Raw genomic sequence first — 12,549 nt, forward strand, 5'->3', positions numbered from 1 at the left:
TTAACTCCCTGCGGAGACAAATCCTCCTTTAATTAAAGAGGATTTGTCGATGAACACACTGGAATCTGAATACTGTTTATACGTTAAACGTGACAGCAGTGAATGGCACCGCATGAGGAAAAAACTGGCGCGCCATAAGCTCAACCGCTCACTTTCGGAGCCTACCGTCGCTGATTATGACGGCGAAATCTGGCAGTACATGTCGACCTGGGAAACCACGTCAGGCCTGTTGCCCGGTAAACGCTTTGAGCACCATTTCAGACATCGTGCGCACCCGCGTTGCGGGCGCACATATATAACCGTTCCTGCGAGCTGGGGTTTTAATCCGGACGATGCAGATAACGTCGGTTACCGTCATTTGGGTTAACTGTTAACCACCGGTCTGCGTCAGTTTCTGACAAAGACTTTAACCCGCGCGGGGACAACCTCCCCGCAACAGCGGCGGTGGTTTTCTCCGCGCTTAATCAGGAGAAAACCATGAGCAGTATAATGCTTTCACTTATCACCCGCCTTTCAGGCGCACTCAACCGGCTTGCCGGCAACCTGCAGCAACAACAGGCAGAGTGGTTTACCAACCGCAGCGGCCGCTGCAGCTTTAAGGCAGACGTCGTGCCGACAGAGAACGGGTTTACGCCCGTCATCTCCCGTCGCACCGGCTTCACTCAGCGTGACTGGCATATAGACCAGTTGCCTGGAACCGGTACGTACGCAACAGCCCGTAAGGCCCTCAGGGCCGGTCGGCTGATGGCGCAGCAGATGGCGGAACTTCGCTACCGCTTTGACTGATGTTAACTGAATGACACTTCCCGGAGGGACCTTCCCTCCCGGGGAGGTCACCTCCTTTTTTAAGGAGCCACTATGGTACGTTTCACTTCCACTCAGCTACGTCCGGTTCTGTCCCTCAGGCGTGGCATGAAAGGTCCCGTCATACTCGAAAAAAACAACGGTATCTTTCTCCGCCGCAGTGATCTCAGACCGCAGGTAAAGGAGCCGCTGGCCTGGGCAGAAGGATGCAATCCGTTGTCAGATGACGGATGGCGTAAGTTGTCAGACTGCCTGATAACCGAGAAATACTTCTTTCATCAGTTTGATCTGAGCCAGGAAGCCTGTGACGCAGTCCTTAATGATCACCAGGATCTGCTTGTATCTTTCATTTGCCAGACTCCGGGTGCCGTCAGGGTTTTTGCCGAAACAGGTGAGCCTGAGAAGGTTTATCTGCCTGTCGGCATTTACCGTAGCAGGATCTCATGGCTTTATGACCATGCATTACATCACTTCCGGTCTTGCGGCAGTAGGGCTGAACATCTCAACTGGCGTTCGCAGGCCCTGAGCGTGCTCGACAGGGTTATCCGGCTCGATTCAAGGCGGGCTAAACCCTCTGATCGTGAAATGCTCAACAGCGCTGTGCAGGAGCTTCGTAAGCGTATCAGCCAGATCGCACCAGACGGCTCAATACGTTTTTACTCATAGCGTTTTTCCCACTCACCGGTGGCGCACTGTCCGCCACCGGGACAGATGCGCCGTTTTTTTAGAGGCGCATCCCATGAAGAAAAAAACTGCCGGCCGTAAGGCCACAACGGAACAACAGACTGACCTTTATCAGCAGGTCACCGACAAAATCATCATCGCGCTGGAAAACGGCGTGCCGCCCTGGCGTCGGCCATGGCGTTCTGCGCAGAAGGTCTACGGCAGTGGGCTGCCGGTCAACGCCGTCACGGGCAGACACTACAGCGGCGTCAACGTGCCGCTGCTGTGGATGGCTGCAGAGGAAGCGGGTTACGGCGCCGATCGCTGGCTCACGTATCAGCAGGCAAAGGCTGCCGGCGGACAGGTCAGAAAAGGCGAGCGCAGCTCAATGGCCATCATCTTCAAACCGTTTGAAAAGCAGCTCCGCGACGGCAATGACAGTCCGGTGTTCAGGGACGGCGTGCCGGTGATGGAAAAGCTGGCCATGATGAAACCCCTGCAGCTGTTCAACGTTGCGCAGTGTGAAGGGCTACCCGATAAGGTGTATGCCCCCACGATGATGCAACCGGATACTCCCCCTGAGGGGTTCTCAACCGGACAGCAGCAACAGGTTCTGGAGATACTCAACGCAACCGGCGTGAAGTGCTCTTCTCACCGGCAGAACCGGGCGTATTACAGCCCGGGGGCAGATCGGATTGTGTTGCCTACAACTTCACAGTTTCGTTCACCTGAAGACTACTGGTCCACGCTGCTGCACGAACTGGTGCACGCGACCGGCCACCGCAGCCGCCTCGATCGTGAGGGGATAACCTCCTCATCAAGAGAGTTTGGCGATCCCGTTTACGCTTTTGAGGAGCTGATAGCGGAAACCGGCAGTGCGTTTCTCTGTGCACATCTCGGCATTTTTGGTGAGGTACAGCACGAGAGCTACCTGAACGGCTGGCTCAGCGTTTTACGTAATGACAAAAAGGCGTTTTTCCGTGCCTGCCGGTTTGCCCGGGAAGCATCGGAATATCTGCTTAAGCCGCTGGGTGAAACCCGGAGCGAAGCAGCGTAGTTAACCCCGGCGACGTCAGTCGCCATCATCCCCCTGAGGGCACTCTCCTCAGGGAGATGCCCTCTTTTTTAAACGTAAAAGAGGAGTACAACTATGTTTTCATGGTGCAAAAACCGTTTGGAAATCACCGGTAAGTCTGACTGCATCAATGTCATGCAGTCGTGGATTGCCGGAACCGAAGTGCCGCTTTACCGCCACGCCATACGGCAGGCCATAAAGCTGTTTCTCGCCGGCTGTGCAGGTATGCTCAAACCCGTTAAAGCAACGAAATACCGTGCTTATCCGGAGCTGGTTTCATCAGGAACCGGAGGCAGCACATCACCGAACCTGGCGTTTCAGCATTTCCTGGAGCTGCTTGACAGGGATGCCTTGCTTGACGATGCAACGCTCTCGAAAATGGACAAAATCTGGCTCCAGTCCGGCATCGGTGACGTGAAATGGGAGAGTATCCCTCATGCAGCCCGCCAGACCATCACCCGGCTTATGTCTGTTCACTACGCCGACTGGTTTGGCGTCGCCTCTGAGGGCGGTCAGTTTGACCCGCAGGAGCGCTGGGAATGGCTCAGTATAATGCCGGACACGACCTGTGCGTGCGACATGCTGATGGTGATGCCGTCATGTCTGGCCACCGAGCTCAACGGGGAAAGTGGTCTCTTCTGTGGCCTCAGCACCACGTCAGAACTCTATACCCAGCTTTACGGGACGGAGTTTCCGGCGGGGCACCGGATGGAGTGGAGTCGTGACGATATCGGTTCACTGAAGCTGACGTTCTCTTCGCCCTGGTTTCCGCCGTCGGCGGAAGTCATGGGGCACATGTCGGAGAAGTTTGACTGTGAAATCCGTCACTACTGGCTGTCTCCGGATGCCGGCACGTCGGGTTACAACTGTTTTGACCGCGGTGACCACGTCGACAGCGGTCCTTACCCGGAGGAGGACGTGCAGTATCCGGTAAGTGAAGGTGCCCGTCTGTATCAGTTCAGTGCTGAAGCAGGCGCACCTGCCACTCCGGCCGTTGCACACTACGCCGGCGTTCGCGCATGACGTTACCAACCGACAGACCGGCATCTCAGGTCTGTCAGACAATGGCCACAGCATCTGCTGTGGCCGCTTTTTCACCCGAAGGGGGAACATCGTTTCCCTTACGGGGCGTGTTCCCCTTTTTCTGAGGAAACACGCATGAGCATCCGTACCGACCATGAGAAAGAATTTATCTCCCTGTTCAACTCCATTGCTCGGGGCACCCGGCGTCTTCAGGTGTTTACCGACTTCATCAGCTGCAGCGTCATTGCGATTCAGAATGGTGTGCAGTTCTGTGATAAACGTGAAAAGAAATACATGGCCATCGTCGCCAGATACAAAAAAGAGGACGTTTAATCGATGGCCAGACTGCTGGCCTGTGTAGTGAACGGCCTGGAAGAAAAGATTTGTGACTTTCTCGGGCGCATTTACATGCTGCTGGAGCTCGGTGACAAAGACAAAGAGCAGTATTTTACTCCATGGAGCGTGGCGCTAATGATGGCGCAGCTGCAGTTCGGCGCGCAAATCAGCAAGTCTGAAGCGGTGTTCAGAGACAAGTCGTTTATCACTTTCGCTGAACCGGCCTGCGGCGCAGGCATTTGCCAGCATGCTCCGGCAGGCAGGTCAAAGCAGCTAGAATGCCGCCAGTGATTCATGTCCATCCGACATAAAGTAATTTTGTTAAACCTAAACACAAATATAAATAGTAAATAAAGCCAATTGTTAGCCAGCAGTCAAGCTTTATGACAGTTTAATCCACTAGGGAGCTTATAATTACACTGTGATAATAATTTTTATTCATCAAAAAAAAGACAGTACGAAAAAAAATAATTTAAAAATTTCATTAAAAAAAATACACGATTTGTAGGGCTTTTGAGGCGAAATGACTAAGCCAATAGAGTGTGAATTTAATTAAAACATTGATTAATAACTGAAATTAAACAGCACACACACGGAAGCAAAAAATAGAAACATTCAGAAACACTAAATCAATTGAAACTCTGCATTTTCGCAAAGTATAACTATCACTCAACAAAACTATAGCGGAGTGGTAAGTTTTATTTAATAATTTCTGCAATAAAATAATTCAGTAAGACTGAAATTTTATTGGTGAGTTAAATTTACTACAAAGCATTAACATCCGCGTTTTACATTAAACTTTGAGAGTAGCAATTCTTTAGCAGCAGATTCAGGAAGATAAGTTAGTTGGAGTTTTGGCTATTGAATATTAATAAATTCGATAGAAAGAAATTTAATTAAATACTGTTGAGCTATATCGGAAAAATGCTATGAAAAATATTCAACTCTACGATCCAACTTTAAGGGATGGCAATCACGCGCTCTCCCATAGTATAAGCCTCAATGACATAAAAAATTACTGCAAAATCATTGATAATTGTGAACTTTACTGTGTTGAAGTTGGACATGGAAATGGTTTAGGCGCATCCTCACTCCAACTAGGTTTAGCATCTCACAGTGATGAAGATATGCTTAGCACTGCTAGAGAAATGTTAAAAAATACGCGTTTGGGGGCTCATGCTATCCCAGGATTTGCAAAGCTTGACGATCTAAGAATGGCAATCGACCAAGGCGTAGATATTCTGCGCATTGCTTGCCATTGTACAGAAGCAAATACAACCTCACGTTATATCGAGTTAGTCAAAAATAGTGGTAAACTAGCTCAAGGTGTCTTAATGATGACTCACCTAACTAGTCCTCAAAATCTTTTAGAGCAAGCCAAACTACAAGTGAGTTATGGATCTGATGCAATAATAATAATGGATTCAGCAGGTGCTTATACTGAAAATGATGTTTATGAAAGAATATCCCTGCTTAAAGAAAATATAAATATACCAATTGGATTTCATGGTCATAATAATCTCGGCTTGGCTATCGCAAATAGCATAACTGCAGCCAATGCTGGTGCTTCGATTATAGATGGAACAATAAAAGGAATTGGTGCGGGTGCCGGAAATACTGCTCTGGAAGTGTTATGTGCTGTGATGATGAAATTAGGCCTTTTGAACGAGCATAAGGCCTTAAATACTATATCAATATCAGAAAAATTAGTGGCAACATTTAATTCTTATCGCTCCGATATTAAACCGGTGAACATTATTAGTGGCTTATATGGGGTGTTCTCTGGGTTCGAAAAGCCTGTTTTAAAATTTTCGAAAGAGTATGGAGTATCGCCATATGATATTTTTAAAATTCTAGGTGACAGAAAAGTTGTAGCCGGACAAGAAGATATAATTATCGAAATCGCAGCTGAACTTGCAAAGCAATCCTAATTAATACAATTTAAAATAAAGTGAGATTATTATGCCTGTCAGAGTTGCTATACTAGGTAGCGGCAACATTGGTTGCGACCTTTTAATGAAGGTGATTCGTAGTAAACATTTGGAATGCAGTTTTTTTATAGGAAGAAATAGCGAATCTGATGGACTTAAATTCGCAAATAAACTGGGTGTACATAATGATAGTTTAGGTATAGAAACGATAATAAAAAATATTAATAATATCGACTTAATTTTTGATGCTACAAGTGCACAAGCTCACTTGGAACATGCTAAAGCAGTTGAACCTTATGGCAAACCATTAATTAATTTAACTCCAGCGGAAATTGGGACTTGGTGTGTGCCTAATATTAACAGAGAAGCTGCAAATAGAAGCAAAAATGTAAATATGATCACTTGTGGTGGTCAAGTGTCTTTACCAATAGTTCATGCAATTAAAGCTAGCAATAATAGAATTAAGTACGTTGAGGTTGTTTCATCTGTGTCAGCAAAAAGTGCTGGGCCCGCAACCAGACTTAACATTAACGAATATTTATGCACAACAGAGAAAGCATTAAAGTTTTTTTCTGGAAGTGAAAATGTGAAGGTAATATTAAATATAAATCCTGCCAATCCTCCAGTTGATATGCAAACAACCATATACACAATTTTAGAGAACCCGAATATATACGATTTGAGGTATAACGTGTTATCAATAATGAAAAATGTTCGTGAGTATATGCCTGGGTATCGTCTTGTAATGGAGCCGACTATATTAGATGGTAAAGTTGTCACTATCGTTAAAGCTACAGGTGCAGGAGACTATTTACCGCCATACGCTGGTAATTTAGACATTATTACTAGCGCAGCAGTCAACATAGCTGAAAAAAAATTTATGTAATTGACCTGTTAGAGTGGAAAATTTGAGGGGGTTGATAAATGTCAAAAACATATGGAACTTATGGACCAAAACTGAAATTTTTACCCAAAGTTGTTAAAATGATTACAGACTTTATATATAAAAAAATTGGCGAGAAAAACCTTTTTTTCAGTGGAGAGAGCTCATATGCGAGAAAAAAAGGTTTTGAATTTTCTCAACGTTTGTCTAATGGAGAAACATTATATTTAATAGGAGTAGGTCCTTTTGGCCATAATACAGGATGTGCACTGATTAGAGTTAGTGAAAAGGATGGGATAAATATCATTGCTAACAATGAGGAGGAGCGATTCAGCGCTGAAAAACATTCTAATAAGTTCCCAGAAAAAAGTCTAAAAGAAATGCATCAAATAATTTTAAATAATGAAATAAAAGAAAAAGACATTTTTTGCATTTTAGGTAGTTGGGATTACATTAAAGTTTTGGGATTTGATCTGAAAATAATTTTTGAACATGCACCAAGCAGTTTAGCATTACTAAATCCAAAACATGATCCTACTTTTAACCCAAGTCATTTGTTGAAAGGATTAAGTGCACCCAAGATGATCTCTAGCACTTTAGGGTTGAGAAATATAAAACCATTGATCGGCATGCATCATCATAACAATCATGCTTATCTTGCTTATGCTTTATCTCCTTTTTCAAAAGAAGATGAGAATGTCATCATAACAGTTTTAGATGGAACTGGGGATAATGGTGCCATATCATTATATGAGGTTCGGAACGGTAAATTCATTTGCCATCGACAAAATGAAAGTACTATAGACTCATTAGGATATCTATACGGCTATATAAGCTCCACACAAGGCGGATGGAGCTTCCTAAGTTCAGAAGGACGTTATATGGGAGCAGCTGCTTGGGGTAACTCAAGTCGATTGATGAATCCATACTATAAAAGGCTGCGACAAATTCTTTACTTTGGGGATGAAGGTAATATTTATGTCAATAGAACAATGGTTAATTGGCATATAAAAAGTCATAGTGAACCTTATGGCAAGCTTTTAATTGAGATACTTGGTGAACCAATCCCCCCCCAAAAAATGTGGAATCCAGACAACGTTTTGAGCGTAGAGAATATTGAGCATTCAGAAATAACTCAAGATAGAGTTGATAAAGCACAAGCACTTCAATTAGTTTTCGAAGATGCATTATTTCATATTGTTGATTACCTAATTCGTAAAACGGGGGCAGATAAATTAGTACTTACTGGTGGAACAGCTTTGAATTGCATAGCGAATATGCACTTAGTTAAGAACTTTGACCAAACTTATTACAAACGATACTTAAATAAAGAAAAATATTTAAAAATATGGGTGCCGCCAATTCCTAGTGATTGTGGTGTCGCGTTAGGTTCTACATTACAATTTGCTATGCAAAATGGAGCAACGGCTCGTAATGATTTCGCAAGCCCTTACATCTGCGGTATAGCCCCCACTACAGAACAAATTCAGCAAGCATTATATAATGATAACGAAATTGAATATGCAAGAATTGGTTCTATATCGCAAACCGAATCCCTTAAAAAAGCAGCAAGAATGATGGCAACTCTTGTATGTAAAGATGCAGTAATAGGCATCTTTCAAGGTTCAGCTGAGACAGGGCCAAGAGCTTTAGGAAACCGGAGTATATTAGCTAATCCATGTAACCCAAAGACTTTAGAGTTATTAAATTCAAAGGTAAAATTTAGAGAAAAAATCAGACCTCTCGCACCAATGGTTACCTTGGACGAAGCTCATAGATTATTTGAATTAGATATAGGAGCTAAAACAGACAATTACTCTGCCTATAATTATATGGTACTTACTGCTCGAGCAAAAGCTGAAGCTCTTAAATTAGTGCCAGCTGTAATACATGTAGATGGTACCAGTAGGTTACAAATTGTACGCCAATCACTAAATCCATTAATTTACGAATACTTAAAGGAAATGGGGAAAATATGCGGTGTTGAAGCATCTGTAAACACGTCTCTTAACGTTGGTAGTCCTATAGCGCAAACACCTTTGCATGCCATAGAAACATTAAAAAAAGCAAAGGGAATGGATGCGGTTATTATGGTTGGTTCTGATGGGGCTATTTTCTCAGTATGGAAAAAAGGGAGTCCATTCAGGAAAAATATAATTTCATTAGAAAATGAAAATTCTAAAATAGCTATTAACAGCTCTAAATTAGAGAACGGAGAAGTAATAGTATGAATATGCATAAAGAAGCTAAGGTGCTTAATAAGTATCGTAATAATGATAAAGCTGTTGAATATGGCAATCAATTTTGGAATGAATCCGAACATAACGGTCTTGCAGCAATTGTAGCCAATTTAGCAGGTGATGGAAGCTTACAAGCGTTAAATGGGCACAAATTTATCAATGTCAGCTGCTGTTCTTATCTTGATCTCGATTCTCATCCAAAGATTATTCAAGGAGCTATAAATGCATTAAACCGATATGGAGTTCTAGATCATTGTATTTCTAGAATCCGTATTCAAATACCAGCTTTATTAGAGTTAGAAGAATCACTTTCCCAATTATTTAATGCAAAAGTTATAACAGCTATTTCTGCTGGTGCAGCTACAGCAGGGATTTTACCACTTTTAGCATCAGGTCATTTAACTAAAGGCTCTCGTCCTGTGATGGCTTTTGATAAATTTGCACACTTTTCTATGAGCCTATATAAACCAGTTTGCGGAGATGAAACTGAAGTAATAACAATACCTCACAACGACCTAAACGCTCTAGAAGACTTATGCCGGAAATATCCCAAAGTTGCTTACGTGGCTGATGGAACCTATAGTATGGGGGGGCATACACCACTCTCAGACCTTCTTACTTTACAAGATAAATATGGCTTATTCCTTTATCTTGATGATTCACATTCATTATCCATCATGGGTAAAAACGGTGAGGGATATGTTCGCTCTAAAATTTCAGAAGTAAATGAAGATACAATTATTGTATCTACTTTAAATAAAGCTTTTGGCACAAGCGGTGCAGCTATTATGTTTGGGCCTAAAGGAAAAGAAGCTGAAGATATCATAACACGTTTTGGCGGTCCTATGGCGTGGTCACAACCTATGAATACAGCAGCCATAGGCGCATCTTTAGCTTCTGCTGAAATACATCGTACTGCGGAATTAACAGAGCGACAAAATGCATTGTCAAAAAATATAAGGTCTTTTGATAAATTTATATCAACAGAGCAACACGGGAATTCATTTCCTATACGACTCGTAAAACTCCCAAATGATAAAGTTATCGAGTGTGGTAAAAAACTATACGAAAATGGATTTTATGTTTCTCCGGTGTTTTTTCCAATAGTTGCTAAAGATAGTGCGGGCTTACGCGTAATGCTGCGCGCAAAAATGGGTGATGAACAAGTGCTACGTTTATGTGAATTAATTCATCAATGTGATATTTCATAAATTTTAGGAGCATATATGATGGAAAACTTAAATGCCTCATATCTACATACGCCGAATATTCCGCGTTCAATTCTTTATACACCTGGATACAATTTGGAACGTTTAGTTAAAGCGCGAGAATCGGGTGCAGATGTGTGCTTGATAGACTTAGAGGACTCAGTTCCATTATCAAAAAAAGCTTTAGCTCGTAAAAACTGTTTGCATATCCTTAGCAGTCATCCTCATAAAAGTAAGGTTGCTGTTCGCATTAATGAATTAAGATCTCCTGAAGGGTTGCTAGACATTAATGTGTTAATAGAAAGTACAGTTATACCTGATATTTTGGTGATGACTATGATACGTGATGCCAGTGAAATAGAGATCGTTCGCTCACTGCTTAATACTAAAAATAAACCTTTTATACTCTACGTCACTATTGAAACATTAGAAGCAATCGATGATATAGACAGAATAGCAATGCAATGTGATGGACTAGTTTTTGGTTCAGCAGATTTCGCAGCAGAACTAGGCGTAGAGATAGCTTGGGAAAACATGCTATATGTTCGTCAACGTATAGCTAATGCAGCAGCGCGTCATAATATAGCAGCTATTGATACTGCTTGTTATCATTTAGATAATCAAGAACTATTACTGGAGGAAAGCATTGCTGTTAAGGCTCTTGGGTTTCATGGAAAAGCTATAGTTCATCCAAAACAATTGAGCACGGTCATGAAAGTGTTTAGTCCTAGTATTAAAGAAATAGAACGCGCAAAAGAGATATTACGTCTTGCAAAAGATTCTAAAGGGGAAATTTTCACTTTTGAAGGGGATATGATAGGCCCTCCATTCATTAAGAAAGCCCGAAAACTATTAAATAACTACTCTGTGGAGATTTAGTATATGAAATCTACAATTGAGATGATAGATGAAGGTGATTATCTGGAGTCGCCAGGAATGTATATGGAAGACTTTAAAGTTGGCGATGTAATTAGGCATTGGCCAGGAAGAACAATTTTAGAAACTGATAATACATGGTTAACTCTATTATCAATGAATCATCACCCTCTTCATTTTGACCAAAATTATGCAGAGAAAACTGAGTTTGGAAAAGTTCTGGTTAATAGCGTGGTTACGTTTTCGATTATTAATGGTATGTCAGTGCAAACTATGAGTATTCGAACTATAGCTAATCTAGGTTGGGACAATGTTCGATTAGTTGCACCAGTTTTCGTAGGAGACACTCTTTATGCTAAGTCTAAAGTCATATCAATTCGTTCTAGTAAATCACGCCCGGGTCAGGGAATAGCGACTATAGAAACACAAGGTTTTAAAGCTGATGGCACGGTAGTTATTAACTATCAACGCTCTTTTATTGTTCCAAGTCGTCAGAGTATTTAATATAATAGGCTTTTGAATGAAAATTCTAACTTTAGACTCTAAATCTATGTCCAACGCATTAACTATGCCTGAGGCGATATCTGCTTTACGTTGTGCTTTAACACCAAGTGATGGTGTTTTTTCTCAGGTACCTGCGCGTACAATTATGAATTTAAGCTCTTGCTTAGATAGTAATCAATTATTAGTCATGCCGGCGGCTTTATCTTCAATTCAATCTCTAGCAGTTAAAGTTTCGACTATTACGCCTGAAAATAAAAATATTGGAAAACCTTTAATACATGCGGTTGTAATTCTAATTAATACTAAAACAGGCGAAATACAAGCCATAATGGAAGGTGCCTATCTTACAGCCTTACGGACCGGAGCAATGGCAGGTTTAGCTACTGATCTTTTAGCTCCACCAGACTCTAAAGTTCTGTCAATTATTGGAGCAGGCACACAAGCACGCACTCAAATTGAAGCAGTTTGCTCTGTAAGGCCTATAGAAAAAATTTTTATTTATTCAAAAACACCTTCTAAAGCTGAAATATTATTTGAGTGGGTAAAAAAAAGAGGGTTATGCAAGAACGTAATATTAAGCGATAGTGCTTCCAAGGCAGTAAAAACCGCAAATGTTGTGTGCACAGCCACTTCGACCTCCAGTAACATACCTATATTAAGAGCAAGCGATATATCTCTTGGAACTCATATTAATGCTATTGGTGGAACAAATGAATACGCGCTCGAAATTGATCCTGATTTATTTAGGTCGGCTGATGTTTTTGTAGAAGATTATGACGCGTCGATTAAAGAAGCAGGTGAAATAATCCAAGGGTTACTTCTGGGTGTGATAAAGGAGAATGAAATTATTGATATTAAAAGTTTATTAACAAACCCATATGAAAGAAGTGTAAAAAAAACAACCGTATTCAAATCTGTAGGTATTGCAATACAAGATGTTGTAATTGCTTCAGCAATATTTCTTGCTGCAAGAAAAACAGGACTTGGAGATGTTGTAAGCTTATAA

At 42.1% G+C, this 12,549-nt stretch carries 12 protein-coding genes and 1 pseudogene; all 13 read left to right on the forward strand.

What is annotated here, in order from left to right:
* The first annotated feature begins 49 nt into the window (after positions 1–49).
* The 13 genes and pseudogenes from NYE92_RS16975 to NYE92_RS17035 all read left to right on the forward strand — a co-directional run bounded on the left by NYE92_RS16975 (position 50) and on the right by NYE92_RS17035 (position 12,549).
* Positions 50–367 (forward strand): hypothetical protein, encoded by a 318-nt coding sequence (locus NYE92_RS16975; RefSeq protein ID WP_259019239.1) that lies wholly within the window; start codon positions 50–52, stop codon positions 365–367.
* A 110-nt stretch (positions 368–477) separates the two neighbouring features.
* On the forward strand, positions 478–786 hold the full coding sequence (locus tag NYE92_RS16980; RefSeq protein WP_058706067.1) for a hypothetical protein: 309 nt from the start codon (positions 478–480) through the stop codon (positions 784–786).
* A 72-nt stretch (positions 787–858) separates the two neighbouring features.
* A complete protein-coding gene (locus NYE92_RS16985; RefSeq protein WP_259019240.1) occupies positions 859–1,470 on the forward strand; it encodes a hypothetical protein in 612 nt (203 codons plus the stop codon).
* Positions 1,471–1,543: 73 nt separating this feature from the next.
* Positions 1,544–2,524 (forward strand): ArdC family protein, encoded by a 981-nt coding sequence (locus tag NYE92_RS16990; RefSeq protein WP_259019241.1) that lies wholly within the window; start codon positions 1,544–1,546, stop codon positions 2,522–2,524.
* Between the two features lie 93 nt (positions 2,525–2,617).
* Positions 2,618–3,565, forward strand: a complete 948-nt coding sequence (locus NYE92_RS16995) for a DUF1281 domain-containing protein (RefSeq protein WP_259019243.1) — start codon at positions 2,618–2,620, stop codon at positions 3,563–3,565.
* Between the two features lie 135 nt (positions 3,566–3,700).
* Positions 3,701–4,172 (forward strand): annotated as a pseudogene (locus NYE92_RS17000) (SAM-dependent DNA methyltransferase); the annotation flags it as partial.
* Between the two features lie 658 nt (positions 4,173–4,830).
* Positions 4,831–5,832, forward strand: a complete 1,002-nt coding sequence (gene dmpG, locus NYE92_RS17005; protein ID WP_259019244.1) for a 4-hydroxy-2-oxovalerate aldolase — start codon at positions 4,831–4,833, stop codon at positions 5,830–5,832.
* A gap of 31 nt (positions 5,833–5,863) precedes the next feature.
* Positions 5,864–6,718, forward strand: coding sequence for an acetaldehyde dehydrogenase (acetylating) (locus NYE92_RS17010; RefSeq protein WP_259019246.1), 855 nt, complete (start codon positions 5,864–5,866; stop codon positions 6,716–6,718).
* 38 nt (positions 6,719–6,756) lie between these two features.
* Complete coding sequence (locus NYE92_RS17015) at positions 6,757–8,946, forward strand: carbamoyltransferase C-terminal domain-containing protein (protein WP_259019248.1); 2,190 nt, start codon at positions 6,757–6,759, stop codon at positions 8,944–8,946.
* A complete protein-coding gene (locus NYE92_RS17020) occupies positions 8,943–10,166 on the forward strand; it encodes an aminotransferase class I/II-fold pyridoxal phosphate-dependent enzyme (protein ID WP_200286702.1) in 1,224 nt (407 codons plus the stop codon). The genes NYE92_RS17015 and NYE92_RS17020 overlap by 4 nt, the downstream gene beginning before the upstream one ends.
* 15 nt (positions 10,167–10,181) lie before the next feature.
* Positions 10,182–11,042, forward strand: coding sequence for a CoA ester lyase (locus NYE92_RS17025; RefSeq protein ID WP_259019249.1), 861 nt, complete (start codon positions 10,182–10,184; stop codon positions 11,040–11,042).
* A 3-nt stretch (positions 11,043–11,045) separates the two neighbouring features.
* On the forward strand, positions 11,046–11,543 hold the full coding sequence (locus tag NYE92_RS17030) for a MaoC family dehydratase (RefSeq protein WP_200286700.1): 498 nt from the start codon (positions 11,046–11,048) through the stop codon (positions 11,541–11,543).
* A gap of 16 nt (positions 11,544–11,559) precedes the next feature.
* Positions 11,560–12,549, forward strand: a complete 990-nt coding sequence (locus tag NYE92_RS17035; RefSeq protein ID WP_200286699.1) for an ornithine cyclodeaminase family protein — start codon at positions 11,560–11,562, stop codon at positions 12,547–12,549.

The sequence above is a fragment of the Pantoea sp. B566 genome, from assembly GCF_024793925.1.
In the GTDB taxonomy this organism is placed as follows: Bacteria; Pseudomonadota; Gammaproteobacteria; order Enterobacterales; family Enterobacteriaceae; genus Pantoea; species Pantoea ananatis.